Source organism: Bacillus sp. AFS040349, assembly GCF_002577655.1.
In the GTDB taxonomy this organism is placed as follows: domain Bacteria; phylum Bacillota; class Bacilli; order Bacillales; family Bacillaceae; genus Metabacillus.
The window spans coordinates 1-24,126 of sequence record NZ_NUMC01000017.1; the positions used below are offsets into that span (position 1 = coordinate 1).

Consider the following 24,126-nt stretch of genomic DNA (forward strand, 5'->3'; position numbering starts at 1 on the left):
TTTTATAATGCCATAAACATCTCTCAAGTAGTCTTTTTAATAAATAAATATATACCTAGGGATACACATCACTCCTTTTTCATTATTCAATATAAAGGAAAGCTAATTAAAATTTATCACATTATAATATGAAGTTAATCTAAATATATAATTGATGAAAAAAAGAGCTACTGCATAATCTAGAGTAACTCTACTAATATATCTTAAATAACAGTAATATATGTACTCTATGATAATCATCTCATTTATTCTTTCTTCATCACTGCTAGTAAGAGTTGTAGCAGAGGTGATCTACTTGCTCTCTCCCAGCTGATATAGCATATGCATAAAAATCGATTCCAATCATTCTCTTCGATTCAATACCTTTTAATTCACCTCTATCTTCTATCACCTAATCTAATTAATAGACGATTACGTTCTTTTTATATCACTGCATTAGAATAATTTGTTCTACATAATTAATAAATTAATAACCAATCTACTTTACCTCTTATAATATCATTTAAAATCTCATCAATATTAAATATAACAAATTAAAATGAGAGGTACTGAATATATACAGTACCTCTCTTTTTATATAGAACGTGGGGAACAACACAATTCTAACGTTAAAATATATATAATTCTCCTAAAATAAATAATTAGGAAGAAATAATCCTAGTAATAAATTCATTTGAAATCAGGTTACTATTCTTTTGTCCTATAATGTAAATAAAATACGTTTGTTAATTAATGAGGAAATATAAAAAAAAGCTCTGTGGAGAATTCTCACAGAGCTTTTCCTAAGTTTTATTTTCTACAAAGAGAAGGGATTAGCCTTCTCTCCTCACAACTCTCATAGAGTAATGTCAATTAATTATTGAGCAGAAACATTGAAACTAGAAACTTTGTTATAACCACTGATATCAGTTAGATCAACTAGAGATCTGTCTGAGTTTGTTGCAACTGTTACACCACTTGCAGCTGTAGAAGCGTTAGAGAAGTTTAAGATTACAACGTTATCTGTAGCAGTATCGCCAGTGCTAGGAGCAGCAACAGTATATGCGATTTCAGTTGAACCTGTTTTGATTACAAAGTCATTTGTAAAGTTAGCAGTTGTACTACTTGTGTTAACAGCTTCAGAGAATGTTAATTTTAATCCAGTTGCTAAACCATTTGCATCTTTAACGTATTCTACTTTAGATACAGTTGGAGCAACATTGTCTTTAAGAGTAATAACTTGATCAATTGCTTTTACTTCAGTAGCAGAAGAAGATACAACGAAACCAGTTGAATATTCTTTTACTGCGTTAGCATTTAAAGTGATTTTTGCAGAAACATCATTTAAAGCAACAGAATATGAAGCAGGTAATTCGATTTTAACTTCATCTTTAGCAGATGTAGTGAAGTATGCAACAGATCCAGTTGGAAGTGCAGCTCCATTTAATGAGTAAGAAGATGTAGATGCAGCAGCATCATTAACTTTAGTTCCATAATCTACAGTAATTACATTTTTACCACTATCGTTAACTGCAGTAGTACCAAAGATAGCACCTGTTTTTAGAAGTGTAGAAGCAGTATTAGTAACTTCTGTAGTTAAAGTAGTAGCTTCGTTTACATTGTTACTGCTATCTTTAACTAAACCTTTATCAAGAACCAAGCTGTATGTTCCATTTGTAAGACCAGCAACATCTGTGATTGTGATTTCTAGGTTTTTACCTACAGCTGCAACAGATGCAGCTACTTTTACATTACCACTAACAACAGTTAGTTTAGAAGAATCAGCTACAGTTAATGTTTTGTCAAATGGTACAACAATTTTATCAGTAGCTTTATCATAAGTGATTAATTTTGATGATACTACTTTTGGAGCAGTTAAGTCTTTAGATAGAGTAACTGAACCAGTGTATTCATTACCAATTACAGTACCATTTTTGTAACCAGAAACAGCAACTGATAATGCAACTGAAGTTTCATTTGTACCGTATAAAGGGTTAGCAGAAGTAGCTTGTGTTGGAACTACAACTTTCACGTATTTAGAAGGAGTAGTACCAGCAGATGCAGTTGGGTTACCATCAGCATCAACATATGAAACTGTTAGATCAGCAGATGTGAATGTATAGTTTCCTTTTTTAACTGTGAAGTTAGCAGGAACAATTGTATCAACTGCTTTATTTAAAGTTAAGATAAATGCATTAGAATCTTCAGCTTTAATTGAAGAAACAGCAGGTGTAGACACATCAGCACTATAGTTTACAGAAGTTGTTGTAAGTGCTTCTTTGTTTGCTGAGAAATCTGCATAATTTAATAATTGAACTGTGTTAGCTCCAGATTTTAAAGTTGGTACTGTAAATGTATAAGTATAGTTACCAGCTTTAGTACTGTTAGCTCCTGGTACTAGTACAGAACCATTTACAGAAACACCACCTGAGTTAGTAGTCCAATCTACTTGCTCATCAAATGTTAATTCAACAGTAGTGCTATCTTTAGCAACAGCTGAAACTAATTTAGGAGCTGTAGTATCTTCAACTTTAACAGCTTTAGTTGTGAATTTAGGGAATTTATCATATCCACTAGTTAAGATTGCACCATCTGCGATTGCAACATCAACACCAGCAGCAGGAACTGCATTAGTTAATAATAAGATAGCTGATTTTCCGTCTTCAGCAAGTTTGAAGTCAACAACTGTATTAGCAGCAGCTGTACCAGTAGCTGTTACAGTGAAATCACCAACTGCCACACTGTTTGTTGAAACAGCTTTGTTGAATGTAACTTTTAATTCTTTAGCGTTAATCGCACTTACAGACTTAACTGCAGGAGCTAATTTCGCTTCATAGCTAGCATCTACAGCAGTTTCAGCTGTACGTAATTGAGTTTCGATAGATGGAAGATCTGGGTAAACATCAGTACGATTTGGGTATAATGCTCTTCCAGCTTCTTTGATTTCAACAGCGCGAACTTTAAGACGCTCTAATACTTTGAAGTTTTCTTCAGCAGTTGCAAGTTCACCAGCTGCAACTTGCTCAGCGATTTCGTTCATTAATTCATATTGAGATACTTCGTAGATTACTGCTTCGCGAGCGAATTTAGCATCTAGTAAGTAAGAAGATTGTAATGCTTCACGAACTTCTGATCCGTAGATTTTACCGATTACTCTTTCTGCTTTTCTGATAGTAGCAGATAAGTTGTTGTAAACTTCTACAGTTTCGTCAGTGATTTCACCAGCTTCAACGTGCTCTGCAAGAGCTGCAGTAGCTTCAGCTAAATCGTTTTGTACGAATTTAACACCGTCGATGTAGTAAGCAGCTTTTAAGCGGTTAGCATCAGCAGCTGCTACACGAGCTGATAATAGAGATTTTTGGCTACCAGTTAAAGTAGCAACTTAAGCTTTAGCGCTCTCGATTGATTTTTTCGCTTTGTTGTAAGCTGCAGAGAAATCAGCTGATACGTTAAGATCAGTGCTTCTGTAGAACTTTCCAAGAGCGATAGCATCTTTTTCTGCTTGTACTACTGCAGTCTCAACTGTTGAAGCTGAAGCAGCACTTGCTGGGTTTGCAGCGACTACTGCTGATGCAGCAACTGCAGCTGTTAAACCTAATTGTTTAGCAACTTTCTTTTTAGACATTGTGTGTGTTCCCCTTTCGAGTTTAAAAAAATTATTGTTTTTATTAATAGGAGATTATAGTTACATAGACTATATCCCTATCAATCTACAAACTATTTTAGCTATATTCTCCTGTACATTTAGAAATTATTTCATATTTTAATAGAAATTTCAACTATTTTAAGTATATTTTTTCTAATATATGAACTTATTTCTACCAGATGAATACATTACCAATAATATAACATATCTCGGTAAATTTCTAGTCCTTTCGACCATTTTTCTTTACCAATTACTTCTAATTTAATATCCCGTTAAAGTATTAAACTACGTTATATATGGTAGATTGCTATAATAGCTGTAGGTCTTTCCGAATATTATTTTATTCGAAAAGCATGTATAAAACAACCTTACACCAATATTATCGACATAAGGTTGTCATTATTTAGTATTTTCACGATAAATTTTTTATGGATTTTCTTCCAATTGAGTGATATTCTACCTTATACTTTTCTGCTTCTTCTAGAGCATAGCAATTACGCCCGTCAAAGATAACCGGCGTTTCTAACCAGTTCACATAATTGTCAAACTTAATGCTTTTAATTTCTTCCCACTCAGTCACGATAAAAACAACATCTGCCATCTTTACAGCTTCTTCTGCTGAATTTGTGTAGATTGTTTCTGCTGGTAGTAGTTTCTTCGCATTATCCATGGCGATTGGATCGTAGCCTACGACTTTAGCACCTTCCTGTACTAGTTCATGAGCTAAAGTGATTGAAGCTGCTTCACGCATATCATCTGTGTTTGGTTTGAACGCAAGACCTAGTAATGCGATTGTTTTGCCTTCCAGTGAACCAAAACGTTCCTTTGCTTTCTTAAGGAGTAAACGCTGTTGTTCGTTGTTTACCTGGATAACAGATTTTAATAAATTAAACTCATGCTCAACGAAGCTTGCGATTTGGACAAGCGCGTTTGTATCCTTCGGAAAACATGACCCTCCATAGCCTATTCCGGCCTGCAAGAATTTATTCCCAATTCGATCGTCCATTCCCATACCTTTTGCCACATCACTTACATTAGCGCCTAATTTTTCACAAAGGTTGGAGATTTCGTTAATAAAACTAATCTTAGTTGCTAAAAATGCATTTGATGCATACTTGATCATTTCAGCACTGCGGATATCTGTTTTATAGATTGGAATACCGAATGGCTTGTTAACTTCCTCTATGATGGCAGCTGCTTGCTCTGAGTCTGCACCAATGACAATTCGGTCACCATTGAACGTATCAGACACGGCAGAGCCTTCACGAAGGAATTCTGGGTTTGAGACTACTTCAACGTTTACGTCTTTAGCAAGGTACTCTAGGATGATACTCTTTACTCTTTCATTCGTTCCAACTGGCACTGTGCTCTTTGTGACAACGACAGCATCATTTTGTAGGTTCTGCGCAATGTCTTTTGCCACCTGCTCAATGAAGCGTAGATCTGCTGTACCGTCTTCGCGCTGAGGAGTACCAACGGCAATATAAACTACTTGTGCGTCGTTGAAAGCCTCTGCGTGCTTTGTTGTAAAGTTAAGGCGGCCCGCTTCGTAGTTTTTCACCATTAGCTCTTCTAAGCCTGGTTCAAAGATTGGCGAGATGCCTTGCTTCATTCGTTCTACTTTTGATTCGTCAATGTCCACACATGTGACGTTATGGCCGATATCGGATAGGCATACGCCGGTAACAAGCCCTACATAGCCTGTTCCTACTACCGCTATTTGCATATTAGTGACCTCCATTATCTTTGCTGACTACTTCTTTTAAGTACTCATACACCTGATCTTTTAAATCATCGCGTTGTAGAGCGAAGTCAACAGATGCTTTGATAAAGCCGAATTTATCTCCTACATCATAGCGAACACCTGTGAATGGATAAGCTACAACAGATTGAATGTCGTTTAAGATTTTTAATGCGTCTGTTAATTGGATTTCACCGCCAGCTCCTGCTGGTAGATCATCTAAAATATTAAAGATGTCTGGAGTTAAGATGTAACGACCCATGATGGCATAGTTTGATGGTGCATCTTGAGCAGCTGGCTTTTCTACTAATGAGTCAACTGTAATAACTCCTGGTTTTTGTTGATCCTGCTTAGGAGCAATAATTCCGTATTTAGATACATCCTGATCAGGTACAGGCTGAACGCCCACAACAGAGCACTCATATTTTTCATACATATCAATTAATTGCTTTGTACAAGGCACATCAGATTTTACGATATCATCGCCTAAAAGCACGGCAAAAGGCTCGTTTCCGATAAAACGGCTTGCACAGTTAATCGCGTGTCCAAGACCTTTTGGCTCCTTTTGACGGATGTAGTGGATGTTCGCAAGGTTTGAAATCTCTTGAACCTCTGCAAGAACCTTGTCTTTACCCTTTTTAGCTAGTGTTTCCTCTAACTCATATGATTTATCAAAATGATCTTCGATTGCTCGTTTACCACGACCGCTAACGATCATGATGTCTTCGATTCCAGACGCAACAGCTTCTTCGATAATGTATTGTATCGTTGGTTTATCTACGATTGGTAGCATTTCCTTTGGTTGTGCTTTTGTTGCTGGTAAAAATCTTGTTCCTAACCCTGCTGCAGGGATAATTGCCTTACGTACTTTCATGGTATTTCCTCCCCTATTTCAGATACGTTTTCTTAACTGAAGTCCATGCATAGCCGAGAAAAACAAAAACAGAACGAAAGAGACCGAGCTTCTCAACTTCTCGGTAAACCTTCCAGTTTTGTTTTGCTGCTTTCAATTTATTACTAGAAATTGAGCCTGGTACCAAACGGTAATAAGCTAATACTTCTTGATAGCCATGTGCTTTAAAGCCTCTTTTTAAGATAGAAAGCCAAGTGGCTAGGTCTTGTCGTGTTCGGATGTTCGGCATCTCAATTGGACCCGTCTTTTCAACATTTACAACGGCGGTTAAACAACCAATGATTGTGTTGCTTAGTAAGCCGTTATAATCAATGTTCCTTGGGACATCAATGACCTTGTCGAGTATATTGCCGTCCACGTCCATTAACTGATACTTCGAATATGTAAACGCGTAATCATTGATTTCCATGAACTCAATTTGCTTTTCTAGCTTCGTTGGCACCCATAAGTCGTCGCTATCAAGGAAAGCAATGTACTTTCCTTTTGCCGCTTTAATCGCTGTGTTACGCGCAACAGCAGCGCCGCTGTTTTCTGTTAACTCTATTAACTTAATTCTGTTATCTTTTTCGCTGTACTCCCTAATTACTTTTCGCGATTCGTCCTTTGAGCAATCATCCACGATCAGCATTTCCCAGTTTTGATAGGTTTGCGAGAGAACAGACTCAATGGTTGCCGGGATAAATTTCGTACTATTGTAAGAAGGTGTGACGATTGATACTAATGGCTTGTCCACGCTTTTCCCTTCCTTCTATAATAATTTCTTTTGATAGAGGGAAACCATATAAGCAGCGTTTTCCTCCCATTGATAATGCTTTGACACATGATCGCGCCCAAGCTTCCCCATCTTTTTGCCTTCTTCAGGGTTGTTAATGAAATAAAGCATTTTGTCTGCGATCGCTTGTGCATCCTTTGTTGGGATGACGAAACCCGTTTGCTTATCTAGTACAACCTCAGGTAAACCCCCAACATTTGCAACAACAACCGGAACCTCACAGGCTTGAGCTTCAACAGCTGCAACCCCAAAGCTTTCACTATCAAGAGTTGAAGGCACGAAGAATACGTCGAACTCGTTAATTTTGTTTGGAACCTGGTCATGCGGGATTTTCCCTGTGAAGGTTGTTTGGTCAGCAATGTTTAACTCTTTGGCCAAATTCTGATATTCCTCAAGCTTCGGACCTCCCCCAACAATAGTTAGGTGGGTGTTCTTATACGTTGCCTCGTCCACTTGCTCCTTAAAAAGAGCATACCCTTGTAACAGGTAGCGAATACCGTACTTTTCTGTCATCGTTTTCACAATACCGAAGTTGACCTTCTCTGATTCGGTTCGTACTTCATTTGGCTTAAACACATCAAGGTTCACACCAAACGGAGTAACTTCAATACTCTTGTCTGTATACTTAGCAGTTTCCACCTTCATGACTTCACTCGTTGAGCCAATCATGTCAGCCTTTTTCAATGCATATTTTACCATATATGTATTTAAAGCACCTTCTTTTGGGAAGTCAAAAATATCCATTCCCCAAACCGATATCACATACGGGTGATAATTCGCCAGTGCCCCGATTACTCCATAGCTCGATACATAGTGAGCATGAAGAATATCCGGTTTTTCCTCTTTTAATATTTTCTTAAGAGTTGATACCGTTAAAAAATACGTTAGTTTATTTGAACCTACATTAAGGTAGCGTGTTTTAACATTTTTCCAGTGTGAACGGTCTTGATCATCCTTGTGGCTATCAAAGCTAATGTTGATAATGTCAAAACCTTGTTTGTCATAATAATCAAGGAACTTTTTTGTGTGTACGTTACTTGCTGGTCCTAAGACGGCAATCTTCATCTATTAGTTCCTCCCTTCTTTTATACGCAGCATATCGTTTGCCACTTTCCGTACTCTTGCATACCAGCTATGGTTTTCCCATGCTTTTAGCTCGATGTTTTGTTTTGTTTGATTGTATGTGTCAGGCTGTAAAAGGTCGAGGATTGCCTTTCCGTAGTCAACTGCATCCACTTTTGACACTGCTCCAAATCCTTCTTCTTTTAAAAGTCGAGCTTGGGCATCACAATCTGTTGCTGCAACAGGCAGGTGGTGTGAAAGGTATTCGAACAATTTAACAGGCACAGCAAAATCATGGTACGCATTTTTCTCCCTTGGAATTAACGCCAAGTGGGAGCGGTCGTATACTTCGATAAGCTGGTCTCCTGATAAATGACTCACCTTTAACCAATGATATTGCTCGTACTTATGCATTTCTTCATATTTAGTGTACTCATTTTCACGGCAGACTAATTCAAGATTAATCACATGCTCATTTTCGTTTAGTACTTTGAATGCTTCAAGAAGCATTAGCATCCCAACTTGGTCACTGATTCCACCTACGAAAACTGCTTGATATGGCTTTTCCAGCTTTAATGAGATGTTGTTTCTTCTTTCAACTCTCTCCATACCAGGAGGCAGCTCACTTACTTCACCTTGCCAGCCAACATATTTGTTCATTTCTAATGAAGGAAGATAAAGTAGGTCAACATACTTCTGATATGTTTTTAACTCTTGCTTATAAACTTGTCTCATTAAATAGCGTAAAAACTTAATTCCTTTTGGCGGTACATACATGTCGTCAAATTTCCAATAAACATCACGGTAAAACAAGCTGATCGGAATGTTGTGCTGTTTCAATGTGTTCCAGAAACCGCTGTCTAGCTTTACGTTTTTAGGCTTGCGATCCGGGTCTGTGAACCAGTACGGCATTGTGCTGTTTTCCATGTAACAGAAAAGAGCATTGTTGTAATCGTTACGTGCATTATAATGTTCGATTGCAGCTTGTCTTTCTGACGTTGTCCCGGAAATCACAACAAGCTCAAGACTTTCTTCTTCACAATATTGTTTAAATGCCTCAACAATTCGTTTTGGCCTAACACCTGATCCGCTTTTTGGATTTTTTTGCAGTTCATATGGAAAGTACACGAGAATGTGCTTCATCTATTTCGTCCCTCAATTCAACTAGTTTCGTTTTTCGAACCTACGACAAAAACTCCCGCCACTCCTATCTATGGATAGGTTCGTCAAGACGGGAGATATTGTTTACTTATAAAAATTTAATGTGTTTTGCAGTCCTTCTAAAAGTGATGTTTCCGGATTCCAGTTTAACTGTTCCTTCGTCACTTTGTTGCAAAGGACACTCTTACGGATATCTCCGCTTCGTTCTTCTTTATAATTGACTTCCAAGGATGTTCCTGCCGCTTCTTGCATCGTTTCAAAAAGCTTGTTCACAGTAATTTCCTCTCCGGAAGATACATTCAATGTTTGGTTATGCCCCATTGTTAATGCACGAACGTTTGCGTCTGCAACATCTTCAACATAAACAAAATCTCTTGTTTGCTCACCGTCACCAAAGATTGTCGGAGCTTTTCCGTTTGCTAAGCAATCAGAAAAAATCGCAATAACGCCACCTTCACCGTGTGCATCCTGGCGAGGTCCATATACGTTAGCATAACGCAAAATGGTGTATTCTAGTCCAAATGTTTGACTAGCCATTTTTAAATAATATTCAACCGACAGCTTTGATACACCATATGGAGATAACGGGTTTGTCGGATGAGTCAGATCGACTGGAAGTGAAACAGGATTTCCGTAAACAGCTGCAGATGAAGCAAACACCATTTTCTTAATCCCATACTTTTTAGCCAGATCAATTAAATTTACTGTTCCACGTATATTTACGTTTTCATCGTACAACATATCATTTATTGAATGAGCCACACTCACCTGCGCAGCTTGATGAATAATTGCTTCAGGTTGAAAATCTTGGATTACTTTTTCCATCAAATCGCTGTTGATGTCACAATCCATCATTTGCACTCTAGGATCTAGATTTTTCTTGTGACCTGACACTAGGTTATCAACCACATATACATCATGTTTTTCTCCAATTAACTTATCGACGATATGTGAACCGATAAATCCACATCCGCCAGTTACAAGAACCTTCATACGAGAGATGTCCTCCTAAATCTACTACCTTGCACCTTCACCTGTAAAGATAACTCTTATTGTTTTAATCGCCGTGTTTAAATCTAATAATAAACCCATGTTTTTTATATAAATTAAATCATATTCCAATTTTTCTTTTGGTGTAATGTCGTACCCGCCATTCACCTGTGCCCAGCCAGTTAAGCCCGGCTTGACTAATAAACGCATTTTAAAGCCTGGAATGTCACGCTCAAATTCCTCTGTGAATTCAGGTCTTTCCGGACGAGGACCGATTAAGCTCATGTCCCCTTTAATCACGTTGAACAATTGCGGTAACTCGTCAATACGTGTTTTACGAATAAATGCTCCCACTTTCGTTACGCGGGGGTCATTTTTACTTGCCCACTGAGCACCATTCTTCTCAGCATCTGATCTCATCGAGCGCAGTTTAATAACATGGAAGTTTTCCCCTTTGTAACCAACACGCTCTTGAAAGAACAATGCCTTCCCCGGTGATTCCAGTTTAATCAACAACATTGTGATTAAAATAATAGGGGTAGCGAAGATTAAGCCAATGCTAGCAACTAGAATGTCAAATATACGTTTTAAATATAAGTTATATACTGTTTCCTTCGGTATTACGGCTACTCGTTGATATGAACTTGTTTGAAATATTGTTGACTCTGCTCGATTTATTGCCATCCTTATCACCTCAAATACTAAAAACATGGCTATCAAAAAAATAGAGAACCTTTTTGTGGTACTCATATAGTTCAAACACTTTTATTAACAAATCATCATAAAAAAAAATATCACTTGGAACGCAAAAGGTCAACAAGAACATTTAGAATTACTGGATAAATAATCCTCAAATTGTCATCCATTTTGTCATAGCAGATCAGAGACAGAAGTCCTACAATTACTTATTAATGTAGGTAACCTACGCTCTTTTCATTCACATATTGTTAAAAAAAGTGCCTAACACATAAAGGTAATGAAAAATTGTTCTTTAGATCTCAAGAATATTTTTTCACCGGCTGGTTAAGCTAGGTTCGTCATCATACACTTCGAACCTGCTCTTCTTTTTGTAGCCGTTCCCCTAAGAAACTATACAACATTCCTATCCATCCTACTATTGGAATCTGTAAATTCGAAAAGAAAATATGATAAATTTGTGAAACTTATTTTAACTAGTCGCGTCTAACAACTATATAGTCAAACACGAGAAAAAAATAACCTTAATTTGTTGCAATAAAATAATTGATTAGATAGTCTGCCCAAACTTTGTTTCCATTATCATTAGGACTTCCATTTGCTGTTATGTACTCTTTCATTTTGATGTCATTTAAGTCAGGCCAGTTTTCCCAATGATTTAAATAAACAATGTCTTTACTTTCAATATAATCTTTCAGCTGCGTAACCTCTTGCGGATAATACGTTGCCCCGTATATAGGGTTTGGAGGTTGCACCATTAGAATTAGCTCATTGTTTGCTTCTTTCCATGAATCAATGATCGTTTGAACATTTTCTAACGTGTTATCAATACCAACAACTCCATTATCCTTTAACATCGGAGGTTCAAATAGGATAACATCAGCTTTAGAGTTCAGTTCTTCATATGTCTTATCATTTATTATATCTAAAGTCGTTTTATCACCAGTTGAAACGATCGAGATATTAAAGACCTTTTCACCATAATGTTCCAAAATTTCATTTTTAATTTTTTCAGACCATGTATCATCTGATTCAACTGAACCAAAAATAATAAGGTTGATTGCTTCATTAGAAGCAGTTGATTTCTTTATTTTTTCTTGTAATTCCTTTGGTAGATGCTTAGAGGCTTCGAGAAACTCAGGTTCCTCCTCCTCAACTGGTTTTTTTTCAACCACTTCTACCTCCGTTTTTTGATTTGTGAATTTTCCTGTTTTAGCGGAGATTTTATTATTCCAATGTAGGTTTCCTACAATGATTCCAGCAACACAAATTAAAAGCGTAAGAACAACTGTGAATCGTTTCAATTTCTTTACCCCCATTTTACAAAAATTACTTAGTAAAATTATACACAATTTGATAGATTTCTACAAAGAACTTCCAAAAATCTAGGTAATTGGAAACAATTTTTGACAAAAAAAGATTGTCTAAATCCTTAATCAGCCATATAATTTCGTTAGTATTAAATTTTAAAATAAAAAGGATGAACATAGATATGCGTGAAACAAAGAAAAAGAAACGAAAATGGCTTTGGATTTCACTTAGCATCATTGGCTTATTAGCAATTAGCATTGGAGGCTATGCCTACTATATTTTCCAATCAGCTGCCGATACTGTTGCAAGCATCCATGAAGACATAGATCGAAAAGTATCTAAAAAAAGAACGGAAGAAGTTGTCTTCACTGAAAAAGATCCAATCTCAATCCTACTAATGGGTGTTGATGAACGAGAAGGAGATAGAGGCCGATCTGACTCTTTAATTTTAATGACCGTTAACCCAAATACAAATTCAACTCAAATGGTCAGCATTCCACGTGATACTAGAACGGAAATTATCGGTAAAGGTACTCAAGATAAAATTAACCACGCTTATGCGTTTGGTGGTACAGAAATGGCACTAAATACGGTTGAGAACTTCCTTGATGTTCCTGTAGATTATTTCGTTAAAATTAACATGGAAAGCTTTAAGGATACTGTTGATGCTGTGGGCGGTGTTGAGGTTAACAACACATTAGATTTTTCATACGATGGCTTTGATTTCCCTAAAGGAACAATAACTTTAAGCGGAGAAAAAGCATTAGCTTATACACGTATGCGCTATGAAGATCCTCGCGGAGACTTTGGTCGTCAAGATCGACAAAGACAGGTAATCGAAGGTGTTATGAAAAAAGGAGCGAATATCACGTCCATCACAAAATTCGGAGACATGTTCAATGTTGTCCGTAATAATGTCACAACCAACTTAACTTTCGATCAAATGTGGGACATCCAAGCAAATTATAAAGCAGCAAGCAAAAACCTAACTCAATATCAGGTGAAGGGATCAGGCGATAAAATTAATGGCGTATATTATTATATCGTCCCTGAAGAAGAACGCCTGGCTTTATCTCAGCAACTAAAGGATCATCTTGAGATCTCAAGTAATACAGCAAGTACAAACTAACGAAAGGTCAGCCTTTTAACGGGCTGCCTTTTGCCATGCATAATTTTGGTTTAATTCCATATTCTTTAAGGATATAGTATGTAAAGGGGGAATTTAAAAATGGAATTTTCATTTGGATTTATACTTTCTATAGCAATCGCGATTTACTTAGCAATCGATGCACCAAAGCATAACCGCAACCCTTGGCTTTGGGGGATTTTAGGATTTATCTTCGGGCCGATCGTGCTTGGTATTTATTTAATTAAGACTGGACGTAAAGTGGCAGGCTGGATTATTTTAATTATCTCGATCATCTTAATCATTCTCGTGATTCTGCTGTTTGCTGTCGGTATTTTCTTTGTCCTGAATGGTTTTAGCGGTTATTAAAAAAGTCCTTCACCCGAAGGACTTTTTTTATTTATACTCCCACACGACTTTCCACACTTCCTCATGTAAAACGGCATACACATCCTGCTTCACCGTAAACGTCCCGAATTTACTTTTAAACGTTTGACTCACCGTCATCTTGAAAGCAGTTGGAAACGTCTCAGCATCCTTAGCCATTTTAAAATTCTCGACCTCTTCTTCCCCGTCTACATCATATGAAAAAGTCGTCACCCCATAATGGCTCATATAAATATGCGAACGTTCCGTCACATAGCTGTTTTTCGTAAACCGCGCCTGCATGCTCGGATGAAAAAGCTCCCACGCACTACCAAAGTCACCCTCTTGCTCATACTCATAAAAAGCCTTCACAACATCTTCAGGATCATTCGCTCCAAAGCCTGAAATCAAGCGAACTAAGAAAAACCCACCTACCACTACCACAAGACCGATCAACATAATCGGCAGCTTGCTTGATGAACGTCTGCGCATTTTGGACACCTCTCTGCCTGTCTAATACAGAGTATGATGAGGGTTGGTGAGATATTCTTTATGTCTTTGGATGGAGGGATTTTTATGGATAATTATGGTATTATGGGTGGTGAACTGATTTAAAAGGGGGAAAACCGATGGAGTTAACGTTTGGAGACTTCCTGACCATTGTTTGTATCCTTATTGTGCTATATGTCATATACAGACTCTCAAAAATAAACTATCAATTAAATTTGATCATAAAACACCTTGGCGCCGATAAAAAAGAAGTTGTTCCCAATGATGAGATTGAAAAAGAATTGCAACGGGAATTTAAAAAATAGGTACGAGGCTTATTGCAATTTTCATCCGGATCTAACATAGTATAAGACGGATTTGAATTTTTTAAGGAAGTAGTGTGACGGAATGAAGGATGCTATTTTATTTCTCGTTGACATTGTTAATTCCATTCATGACATATTAATTGTTTTGATTAACGATATGCTCGGACTTCAAATGACAGATAAAGATATGCATTTTTGGATTATGGGCTTTATTGGGATTGGCACGTTTGCCGTTGTTTATCTTTTCACAAAATGGCTGGCAAAGCTTCCATTCGGCCTGCATCTTGTTGCGTTTATTTATACATTAACCTTTATGTTCGTGCTTGTCTTCGCCATTGAAATTCAGCAGGCTATTACAAGTCGGGGAAATATGGAATTTATAGATGCGGTTGTTGGTTTATGGGGCTATATTGCGTTGTTCCTCGTGTATGCTGCCATTGCTGCGGTGTTTTTGATTGTGAAGAGGTTTTTTAGTAAAGATAAAAAGAAACGTGATTTGACACTATAAATTCGAAAATGGCCATCAACTGCACAATTTTTGATGGTCATTTTTTGTATGTAGGGCAGTTCCTACGATTAACATCCTATAATAACATTTACGCTTAAACTCACTTTTAAGATCATTTTTCCCTTTTTGGATCTTTCGAATGGAATAGTCCTGCCCACTCATGCAAAAGCATACGCATTCCTTTTTTGCGTATGCTTTTAGCTCCTTTTCACTGAAAAATGATACACAAATGGACATTTTTTACAATATTATCCACTTAAGAACTCACTTTTCCCTTTTTTTTGGATCTTCCGAATGGTTTAGTCCTGCCCATCCACGTAAAAGCATACGCATTCCTTTTTTGCGTATGTTTTTAGCTCCTTTTCACTCAAAAACGATTCACAAACGGACATTTTTTACAATATTATCCACTTAAGAACTCACTTTTCCCTTTTTTTGGATCTTCCGAATGGTTTAATCCTGCCCATCCACCCAAAAGCATTCGCATCCCTTTTTCACGTATGCTTTTAGCTCCTTTTCACTGAAAAATGATACACAAATGGATAATTATTATAAGCTTGTTAAAAATCGCTTTTTCTCCACAAAATAAGCCCACTCTTTAAAGCCAATTTCTTTCAGTCTTTTTTGAACAAGCTCAAATTCATCGCAAATTCTCTCAGGCTTGTGTGCATCAGAGCCGAATGTTACTTTCACATTATAATGTAGGGCTCTTTCTAAAATTTCATCAGACGGATACCAGCCACCACAATACTTTGTTTTGCCCGACGTATTGATTTCGATTGCGACATCTTCTTGACCAATGACTTCTAAAGTTGAATCAATCATATTTGTTTCAATCGCAGAAAACTCAGGATAATAGCCTTTCATCGCGTCAATATGACCTAATACCTGAAAGAAGCCGCTTTTGGCTGACAGCTGAATGAGTCGGTAATACTCATCCTTTACCTCAATCTGCTCCTTTGACGTTAACCCTTCCCAGCGACTTTTCTTAAAAATATTCACATCGTGTACATAGTGAATGGAACCGATTATGTAATCAAACGGATGCTTAAGGAGCTGTTCACGATAAATGTTGAAATGATCCGGAAAAAAATCACTTTCCATCCCTAGTAGCACATGAATTTTATCTTGATATTTTTCTTTTAAATGAAGAACTTCCTCTACATAATTGACAAGATCACTTTTCGCCATTGCAATACCTGGGTACAGCTGATCCTCGTCACTGTGAAAATACGGAGTGTGATCAGAAATCCCAATATAATTCAAGCCATAATCAATCGCCTGCTTCACATAATCTTCAATCGTTCCAAGCGCGTGTCCGCAGCGCTCATGATGTGTATGTAAATCAAATTTCATGCTTCCAGCCTCCTCTTTTTTACCCCTCTCTCGTTATCTTAGCGTATCCTGTTAATTTTATCCATGATGTGTTTATAAGTTTTGAAAAGTGACCAAGATGGAGAAATGGAAGGAGGCTTTGATGATGATTGATATGAGAAGGGTTACGATTTTCGCATTTATTCTTTTGGTTATTATCTATCTTGGTAGCAAATATGTATTGATTGATGAAAAGGAGTCACCAACGAGTCACACACAGCAAAGGCAAATTGTGAAGGAATTAGAGGTTCCTGGCCAGACTGTTTTTAATCCTACAAAAATTGGTCATGTTGAGGTTAGCTCTGTTGGAGAAATTAAAGCTACTTATCAGCAGAAATTCGAGGACTTGGAAGCAAAAACAAATGAGAAAATTGATGCTTTGTTCAATAAAGCAAAAAATGATTACCAGGAGTTTTCGGAAGCTGGCGGTGGTTCCCTTAAAGACCTTTATAAAAAATACGCCGATGAAGGTCAAAAGATTGAGGATGAAACAGAAGCTGCGTTTAAGGTGCTTTATGAAGAGATGTCTAAGGAGCTCGTCTCAAACGGCTATAACTTGGCTGAGGCTGAAGAGTTCAAAGATAAATACATGGAGCAGAAAGAATTGCGAAAGTCAGAAATCTTGGAGAAAGCACTGTCGATTGTGCGGAATTAGAAAAGCCCTGTGTTTGGTAGTGACACAGGGCTTTTTGTTCGACAAATTTCGAGGAGTGACAGGCACCACAAACCTATCTAAACTTCCCCCACAACCACCTACTAAACATATATAGGTAACTGCCCGCCAAAAAGAAGATGGTGACCATTAAGTTGTAACTTAAAACAGCTTCACTGAATTCTTCTGTTTGATTTGTTGAAAGTAATGTTCCAATGTTTATAGCCAGAACCACTAAAAATCCATCCAATAGCGGTTTATACCATTTACGATTCCCTGCGTTTACAATGAATAATGCTATTAGTGTTAATAACCATGGAAGCATGTCAATTGAACTAAAAAATCCATCTTCAATTGGAAAGTGTGGAAACCACAGACTAACCATTGGTATTTGAACGAGAGCTATAAAAACACTGTAGGAATGTCTCCTTTTCCTGCTTTTCTCCAATCTCATTTTAATTTCTTCTGTTAAATACACATCATCTTTAGCAAAATCACTAATAATATCGCCTATGGTAAACGATAATGTGCCTTCATATTCTTGCTTAGGAATTCCCGCAATGGCCTCTGATGTATTTGGAGTCTTATTTAATGATAATTCAGTATGATAAAGAGGCACCTGATTTTCTCTAAAAACACGAACCCATTCATCAAACATTTCGTTATGGCCAATTTTAAACGTTAATACTTCTTCCTTTTCTAAGGTACTGCTTCCTTTAATATATAATTTTGCTTGCGCGACCTTTTTCAATCTTGGTTTAATTCCATCTAAAGTTTGTTCATTCTTCGGCAATAAAATATAGCTTTTTCCAATAAGAACATAATCGATTTTTTGATAAGGTAATAGGATTTCCTCTGTTTTTCTTGTTTTTTTATTATGAAAACTATAATAATAGCCATCATCACGAAGTTCTACTTTTATTGCATAATCCAGGTATTTTCTTAAATTTTTATATCCAAATAGAGCTAAAAATAAAATAATTAGAGCGGCAAACAATAATAAGAGAAAAGAGCCAAGACTGCTTCCCAACGCTACTGTAAACGCAAGGTAGGTAATCCCTAGACCTAAAAGCAGTAAAAATAAAATAAGCGTTACATGAGCACCAACTGCCCAATTTGGGAGTTTATTCGAAAAAAATCGGTGATCCTTAGAAAACATTTCCATTCTTTATTCACCTCACTTGTTCATTTGAGGATACACTCCCCGGAGAGTGTTCACATGTGAAATTACGAGATTTCTATACGAATCTATTGCTTTTTATCTGCTTGTTATGCACCTAAAAAAATAGGGCTTGGTTAGGCCAGCCCTATCTGTTTATAAACAACCTTACATCCCCGCCAGCTTCTTCTTCAAATCCGTCTCCATCATCGCAAGATCCTGCTCTGCCTGCAGACGCTTCGCACGCCCTTCCGCTTGGATACGAAGTGTTTCTTCTAGTGTAGAGACTAAGTGGTCTTGAACTTTCTTCAATGTATCCACATCTACTAGTCCTCGTTCGTTTTCTTTCGCTGTTTCAATTGTGTTCACTTTCAGCATCTCAGCATTTTTCAGAAGCAGGTCATTTGTTGTTTTAGACACAAGCTTTTGTGCTTCTACTGCATCTTTTTGGCGCAGTAGAGTTAAGGCAATGGCCACTTGGTTTTTCCACAACGGTATAGCCGTTGTAATGGATGATTGAATTTTTTCAACCAACGCTTGGTTTGCACTTTGAATTAAGCGAATTTGCGGGGCGCTTTGCATCGTGATTTGTCTGCTTAACACAAGGTCATGTGTACGTTTTTCTAATCTGTCGGCAAATTGCATGAGGTCGTTTACCTCTTGAAACGCCATTTGGTCTTGTGTGGCTTCTGCTTTTTTCTTCAGTTCTGGGATTAGTTTTGTTTCGAGCTCTTCTATTTTTAATTCGCCCGCTGCGATGTAGACGTTCAGCGCATGAAAGTATTCTTTGTTTTGTTCGTAAAGCTGCTCAAGAACCGTGATGTCCTTTAACAAACCCGTTTTTGCATGATCCAGTTTCACACTAATGCGATCGATTTGCACACCTGTTTTTTGGTATTTTGTTAATACTTCCTGGACGGAGTTTGATAGTTTTCCAAACACCTTAGAAATCAGTCCACGTTTTTCTGGTTTTAGAGCATCAGGGCTTACTTGCTCTAATTTCTTCATTAAGTCACCGATAATTTCGCCAATTTCACCGGTGTCTTTTTTCTGAACATGATCCAACATCGAGTGTGAAAAGTTTAATAGCTTTGATTGTGCCTGTGATCCATATAATGAAATCGCTTGTTGGTTTTTTGGATCAATTTGCTCAGCAAGCTGAATTGCCTTTTGGCGGTTTTCTTCAGGTAAAACGTCAATAAGCTTCACCTGCTTTGGTTCTCCTTGCTCTGTTTTTACTTCATTTATTTGTAGCTCTTCTTCGCCAAATGGATTGGCAAGCAGCTGATCTAATTCGCTTTTCATTGGGATGGCCTCCTACTATTTTTTAATTGAAAGTTTTGCAACATCTAGTTCGAAGTTCAACTGAGATATATCTTTAGACAAAACATCGTGTAAATCCTTCTCCAGTTTTTCTGAAAGCTTGGAAATCGTGTCACGCGTTTCATCTAGAGAGTGAGATAATTCACGGTTCTTTTTCGGCTGTGAAACTAAGAATGCATATTTTTCGCTTAACTCAACGAGCGAGTCTAAGTGAGAATAGTAAAACTGCTCGGCTAGGTAAAAACGCTTCGGCTCTTTTTTTGTAATCGAATAAATACGATTCACAACACGATACAGTTCGATATTTTGTTTAATGGAAGAAACTGATCGGATCGTAAAAAATGTTTTGCGAAGACGTTTTATTTTTTTATCTGCTTCCTTTAAATGATGATGAATATATTTGTACTCTTTTCTTGAAAGTTGGTTTTGTTTTAAAAAGCGTTGAGTTGTTAGTGCTTTTGTTCCGGCAAAGGCAATGGCCCCTCCCCCCAACGCATAGGCACTCGACATAAGGTACGTTTGGTCCAGTGGAAAAAAGCTGACCATCCAGATTGTACCCGTTGATACAAACGCTGAGGTGGACTGTATGAAAAAATTGACAAATGTATTCATGTTAATCGTCTCCTATAGTTTATCATTCCTACTATTTAGTACGTATCTCCCGACTTGAAAGTTTCATTGTTCTATTAAAAGTTTTTTGTTCAAGACTTGATCACATCTCATCTTTCCACTAAAATCACACTTGGTATACATACGAACGTCGCAGAAGGTAGAAAGAATCATGATTTTAGGTTAAGATTGTTACTAGGACAACCGCAGAATATACATTTAGAAAAGAATGATAGGTGATGAAATTGGAATTAAGACGTAATGATCCGTGTTCTTGTGGAAGCGGAAAAAAATATAAAAAGTGCTGCATGAAGAAAGAAAATGTAATTCAGCTTCATGTTGTAAAGGAAGAACGCTTTTATCAGCAAAAGCATGCACTTGTTGTAAAGGTGAAGGACTTTGTTTCTAAGAAGCTTCCTTTAAGTAAACAATACCAATTACATACGGAATTTAAAAGAAGAACAGATCACACACTGAACGAGCAAGCAGAAAAACAGTTCTTCGATTTTTGGCTGATCTTTTTTACCCGTTTTGAAAATGGTGTACGTGGAATTGAGTGGTTTTTACAGGAAAATGGATCTCGCCTTTCAGAAGATGAGCGCGAAATGGCGAACACTTGGTCATCTCTTAAGCCAAGGCTTGTACAAGCGATCGATCAAGGTGAGAAAACCGTTCTTTTCGAAGATGCTTTTACACATGAGCAATTGGCGGTAGCACGTACGCAGGAAAACCTGCCAAGCGTTGCACCATGGTACGGAACAATTGGTTTATTAGAGCCTTTTGATCAGTTATTCTATTTTAATGGCGTAAGAAAATTCGAAAGTCCGCAAAATTTCCACTATGCTGTGAAAAAAGTGGACGAGCTTCAGAAGGAAAAAGCACTGAATCATGAGCAAATTCTGATCGATTACTTCCCAGAGATCTTAGCGGCAATTGCTAAGGGTGAAGAACGTGAATTAGGGACAAAAGAAATTCATCAATACAATTCCTACTATACAATTGAAGATTTCGAAGCTGTTGATTCTTTCTTTCAAAACGAGGGAATTTTCGTAATGGATAAATGGGAGCCAGCTCAAAAGCTTTGTAACTGGGTGGAAAACTGGCACCAATACTCAGATAGCGAAATTTCTGGCCCAATCCGCATGGGTTCGGTATACGGCTCGATCCGAATTGAAGGAAATCAGCTTACATTTGTTACATTAGATGAAGCAAGAGCGGAAGAATTCAAAGGTATGATGGAGCGCGTTGGTGCTGTTTCATTTGTGAACGAGGAAACACATACACAAACCGTTCCTTTCCAGGTTGAAATCATCAACACCATTTCTTCGATGAATGAAGATACGCCACAGTACTTTGCTTTCTATGCAAAGCATGATCTTCGTTTTGATTTAGATAAATCTCTTCCATTGTTTAATGGTCAATCAATTAATGAGTTGGTTAAAGCAGGACGCAAGGACGAGGTTGAGGCATACTTGCAGCAAAGAGAATACAGCTTATATGTTCAAGCTCATTATGAGTTTAAGGATATCGCTGTTACACCAGACTTTAATTCAGTACGTAGAGAATTGTGCCTTCCTCTATCACCGTTTGTTACGGGTGGAAAAAGTCGAGCATCTTCAATCGAGAAAATCGATTCACCTTTAGCTAAGAAAAAATCAATCGTAAAAGAAGAAGATATCCCGAACTATGAACTGTTGGGTTTCACACCAGCAACGGTTGATAATTTCTTTGCTGGAGATTTCGTGACATTCTTCAAGGAAAAAACAGAAGGTAAATCAGATCTTACTCTAAGAAAATATCGAAACTGCTTATTTGATCTAAGAGAAATCTTCCTAGAACACCCTGTTTCAAGCTGGGAAGAATGCGACGAAACATTCTGGCACAACGTATTCCTGGCAGATTTCCCGAACCTCTACAAACCACTAACCAAGACTGTTGTTAAGGACTTTGCCAGCACAACAAAAGCACTGGCTAAATGGATTGAGAAAGAAAAAGGTGTTAAAGGACTTTCTAAGGTTGTTAATAAGATTGCGAAGGACGCGGAAGAGCCGTTGTTGGAGTTGGTTTAAATTCTATATAAGCAGCTACTAATTATAAAATTAGTAGCTGCTTTTTGTTGGTTGCAACCTACTTTTGGCTTGAGGCAAGCACTGTGAACCCAGAATCTAAACTTAAATGGATATTTCAGCTGAATTTTGTTGAATTTTGTAGAATCGGAGATAAACCTATTAAAATCGAAGATAAAACACCAATAATCAAAGATAAAAGGGGTAATACCTAAAACTAGTCTGTTTATTATCATACGTAATACAGAGGGAAAAACTGTTTAAAAGTTACCTACTTCAAAGTAATACCCTTAAAAAAGCTAAATTTTAAATATGTCACATGAATTTGACGTTATTACAATTAAAAAAGTAGTAATCTTCCCTAATTTGTAAGGTTGATTACTACTTTTTAAGTCTATTTTCTTATAACTCCACCAATTAACGCACCAATAACTGCTGGTACCAACCATCCCAGTCCGATCTCAAAGAGCGGAACGTAGTCTACTAAAAGGCTCATCCCTGGAATCGCGATACTTGCCGCAGTTAACCCGTCAATTATACTGAAAACTGCTGTAGCAATTAAGCTGAAAACATAGACTCTCGATTTGATCCCAACTGCATAGTCTACAAACGATAAAATAATAAGCACAATCGCTAACGGATAGAGCGCAACTAACAATGGAACTGAAACAGAAATAAGCTGTGATAATCCAAAGTTAGCAATGCATGTACTAAAAACAGATAAAACGAAGATTACCTGTTTGTACGAAAATCTCGGAACTACTTTTGATAGGTAATTTCCACAAGCTGATACTAGTCCCACACTTGTTGTTAAACAGGCAAACGTGATTGCTAGTGCTAAGATTCCTTTCCCCAACGAACCAAACAAAACGCTTGCTGTTGCAGAGAGAATGGCCCCGCCGTTGTCCAGGTAGCCAATCTGAGAAACACTTGTGGCTCCGATAAACGAAAGAGATACATAGACAAAAATTAACCCTAAACATGCGATTAACCCAGCCTTGATACAAACCTTCATCACTTCTACTCGTTCTGAGATACCTCTTTCTTTTATCGCCGAAACAATGACAATGCCAAAAACAAGTGCACTTAGCGTGTCCATTGTTAAGTAACCTTCTAGAAATCCTTTGAAAAACGCACCTTCTATATAATCATTCTGTGGTGCTTGAAGTGATCCCATTGGACTCAACAAAGCTTTTGCCGTTAAGATCACCAAAATGATCAATAGAGCCGGAGTCAACATTTTCCCAATACGATCAACTAATTTGCTTGGATTTAACGACAGCCAAAAAGTTATCGCGAAAAACAATATTGTATAAATGAAAAGTGGAAATCCTTGAGCTGCAAGGTCAACAGGCAGGAACGGAGTCACTCCAATTTCAAAAGCAACCGTTGCTGTTCGTGGAATTCCAAAAAATGGTCCAATTGTTAAATACAAAATAATCGGAAAAATCAGACCGAACTTTGGATGAACTTTGTTTCCAATTGTTTGAATGTCACTGCCAGACAAAGCAATAGCTAATATACCTAAGAAGCAAAGTCCAACACCTGTTATAAGAAACCCTAGAGTTGCTGCCCAAACATGCTCACCAGCCTGCTGGCCCATGGCGGGTGGAAAAATCATATTACCTGCACCTAAAAACAGAGCAAATAACATTAAGCCGATAACAATTGTTTCCTTACCGGATAATTTTTTTACCATAATATCCTCCTGCATGAATAAGTTATATCAATATATGAATGTTTGTCGAAAAAAAGCACAAAAGATAGTTTAACATAAAATATTGTCGATGTTGTAGGAAAAAAATAAATTTTATAAAAATTTCAAACATGCAATTTTTTCTATCTCAAGATATCTTT

Annotated in this window: 22 protein-coding genes and 1 pseudogene; 6 read left to right on the forward strand and 17 right to left on the reverse strand. The window is 37.3% G+C overall.

Annotation, left to right across the window (positions count from 1 at the left end):
- Positions 1 to 856: 856 nt before the first annotated feature.
- The 11 genes and pseudogenes from COD11_RS04650 to COD11_RS04695 all read right to left on the reverse strand — a co-directional run bounded on the left by COD11_RS04650 (position 857) and on the right by COD11_RS04695 (position 12,264).
- Positions 857 to 3,019, reverse strand: a complete 2,163-nt coding sequence (locus tag COD11_RS04650) for a hypothetical protein (protein ID WP_098795600.1) — start codon at positions 3,017 to 3,019, stop codon at positions 857 to 859.
- Between the two features lie 57 nt (positions 3,020 to 3,076).
- Positions 3,077 to 3,349, reverse strand: a pseudogene (locus tag COD11_RS27940) (hypothetical protein); the annotation flags it as partial.
- Positions 3,350 to 3,361: 12 nt separating this feature from the next.
- Entirely contained in the window at positions 3,362 to 3,604 is a 243-nt protein-coding gene (locus tag COD11_RS04655) for a hypothetical protein (RefSeq protein WP_098795601.1), read from the reverse strand.
- 433 nt (positions 3,605 to 4,037) lie between these two features.
- A complete protein-coding gene (locus COD11_RS04660) occupies positions 4,038 to 5,351 on the reverse strand; it encodes a UDP-glucose dehydrogenase family protein (RefSeq protein ID WP_098795602.1) in 1,314 nt (437 codons plus the stop codon).
- A gap of 1 nt (position 5,352) precedes the next feature.
- Positions 5,353 to 6,240: a UTP--glucose-1-phosphate uridylyltransferase GalU gene (gene galU, locus COD11_RS04665; RefSeq protein ID WP_098795603.1), complete on the reverse strand. Its 888-nt coding sequence runs from the start codon at positions 6,238 to 6,240 to the stop codon at positions 5,353 to 5,355.
- A 13-nt stretch (positions 6,241 to 6,253) separates the two neighbouring features.
- Positions 6,254 to 7,012, reverse strand: coding sequence for a glycosyltransferase family 2 protein (locus COD11_RS04670; RefSeq protein WP_098795604.1), 759 nt, complete (start codon positions 7,010 to 7,012; stop codon positions 6,254 to 6,256).
- 15 nt (positions 7,013 to 7,027) lie between these two features.
- Positions 7,028 to 8,116, reverse strand: coding sequence for a glycosyltransferase (locus COD11_RS04675; RefSeq protein WP_098795605.1), 1,089 nt, complete (start codon positions 8,114 to 8,116; stop codon positions 7,028 to 7,030).
- Positions 8,117 to 8,119: 3 nt separating this feature from the next.
- A complete protein-coding gene (locus COD11_RS04680; RefSeq protein WP_098795606.1) occupies positions 8,120 to 9,256 on the reverse strand; it encodes a glycosyltransferase in 1,137 nt (378 codons plus the stop codon).
- 102 nt (positions 9,257 to 9,358) lie between these two features.
- Positions 9,359 to 10,267: an NAD-dependent epimerase/dehydratase family protein gene (locus COD11_RS04685; RefSeq protein ID WP_098795607.1), complete on the reverse strand. Its 909-nt coding sequence runs from the start codon at positions 10,265 to 10,267 to the stop codon at positions 9,359 to 9,361.
- Positions 10,268 to 10,291: 24 nt separating this feature from the next.
- Complete coding sequence (locus COD11_RS04690) at positions 10,292 to 11,014, reverse strand: sugar transferase (protein WP_098795608.1); 723 nt, start codon at positions 11,012 to 11,014, stop codon at positions 10,292 to 10,294.
- A gap of 470 nt (positions 11,015 to 11,484) precedes the next feature.
- Positions 11,485 to 12,264 (reverse strand): SGNH/GDSL hydrolase family protein, encoded by a 780-nt coding sequence (locus COD11_RS04695; protein ID WP_098795609.1) that lies wholly within the window; start codon positions 12,262 to 12,264, stop codon positions 11,485 to 11,487.
- A gap of 188 nt (positions 12,265 to 12,452) precedes the next feature.
- Here COD11_RS04695 and tagU point away from each other — a divergent pair, with 188 nt between their 5' ends.
- Both tagU and COD11_RS04705 read left to right on the forward strand, forming a co-directional pair.
- A complete protein-coding gene (gene tagU, locus COD11_RS04700; protein WP_098795610.1) occupies positions 12,453 to 13,400 on the forward strand; it encodes a polyisoprenyl-teichoic acid--peptidoglycan teichoic acid transferase TagU in 948 nt (315 codons plus the stop codon).
- 99 nt (positions 13,401 to 13,499) lie between these two features.
- Complete coding sequence (locus tag COD11_RS04705) at positions 13,500 to 13,766, forward strand: hypothetical protein (protein WP_098795611.1); 267 nt, start codon at positions 13,500 to 13,502, stop codon at positions 13,764 to 13,766.
- A gap of 27 nt (positions 13,767 to 13,793) precedes the next feature.
- On the opposite strand, the gene COD11_RS04710 is transcribed toward COD11_RS04705, so the two are convergent.
- Positions 13,794 to 14,255, reverse strand: a complete 462-nt coding sequence (locus COD11_RS04710) for a nuclear transport factor 2 family protein (RefSeq protein ID WP_098795612.1) — start codon at positions 14,253 to 14,255, stop codon at positions 13,794 to 13,796.
- Between the two features lie 137 nt (positions 14,256 to 14,392).
- On the opposite strand from COD11_RS04710, the gene COD11_RS04715 reads away from it, so the two are divergent.
- A complete protein-coding gene (locus tag COD11_RS04715) occupies positions 14,393 to 14,578 on the forward strand; it encodes a hypothetical protein (protein WP_098795613.1) in 186 nt (61 codons plus the stop codon).
- 82 nt (positions 14,579 to 14,660) lie between these two features.
- Positions 14,661 to 15,086: a hypothetical protein gene (locus COD11_RS04720; protein ID WP_098795614.1), complete on the forward strand. Its 426-nt coding sequence runs from the start codon at positions 14,661 to 14,663 to the stop codon at positions 15,084 to 15,086.
- A 549-nt stretch (positions 15,087 to 15,635) separates the two neighbouring features.
- Here COD11_RS04720 and COD11_RS04725 read toward each other — a convergent pair.
- Positions 15,636 to 16,442, reverse strand: a complete 807-nt coding sequence (locus COD11_RS04725) for a histidinol-phosphatase (RefSeq protein ID WP_098795615.1) — start codon at positions 16,440 to 16,442, stop codon at positions 15,636 to 15,638.
- 124 nt (positions 16,443 to 16,566) lie between these two features.
- Between COD11_RS04725 and COD11_RS04730 the strand changes: the two genes are divergently transcribed.
- Positions 16,567 to 17,115, forward strand: a complete 549-nt coding sequence (locus tag COD11_RS04730; protein WP_098795616.1) for a BAR domain-containing protein — start codon at positions 16,567 to 16,569, stop codon at positions 17,113 to 17,115.
- A gap of 73 nt (positions 17,116 to 17,188) precedes the next feature.
- On the opposite strand, the gene COD11_RS04735 is transcribed toward COD11_RS04730, so the two are convergent.
- The 3 genes from COD11_RS04735 to COD11_RS04745 form a co-directional block, all read right to left on the reverse strand.
- On the reverse strand, positions 17,189 to 18,277 hold the full coding sequence (locus tag COD11_RS04735; protein WP_098795617.1) for a hypothetical protein: 1,089 nt from the start codon (positions 18,275 to 18,277) through the stop codon (positions 17,189 to 17,191).
- A gap of 162 nt (positions 18,278 to 18,439) precedes the next feature.
- A complete protein-coding gene (locus tag COD11_RS04740) occupies positions 18,440 to 19,576 on the reverse strand; it encodes a toxic anion resistance protein (protein WP_098795618.1) in 1,137 nt (378 codons plus the stop codon).
- Between the two features lie 15 nt (positions 19,577 to 19,591).
- The gene (locus COD11_RS04745) at positions 19,592 to 20,206 is read right to left on the reverse strand and encodes a 5-bromo-4-chloroindolyl phosphate hydrolysis family protein (RefSeq protein WP_098795619.1); all 615 of its coding nucleotides are present in this window, start codon (positions 20,204 to 20,206) and stop codon (positions 19,592 to 19,594) included.
- A gap of 236 nt (positions 20,207 to 20,442) precedes the next feature.
- Between COD11_RS04745 and COD11_RS04750 the strand changes: the two genes are divergently transcribed.
- Positions 20,443 to 22,272, forward strand: coding sequence for an SEC-C metal-binding domain-containing protein (locus tag COD11_RS04750; protein WP_098795620.1), 1,830 nt, complete (start codon positions 20,443 to 20,445; stop codon positions 22,270 to 22,272).
- 391 nt (positions 22,273 to 22,663) lie between these two features.
- Here the strand turns inward: COD11_RS04750 and brnQ are convergent, their stop codons facing one another.
- Positions 22,664 to 23,968 carry a branched-chain amino acid transport system II carrier protein gene (gene brnQ / locus COD11_RS04755; RefSeq protein ID WP_176550977.1) on the reverse strand — a complete coding sequence of 435 codons (1,305 nt, stop codon included), beginning with the start codon at positions 23,966 to 23,968 and terminating at the stop codon, positions 22,664 to 22,666.
- Positions 23,969 to 24,126: the final 158 nt, after the last annotated feature.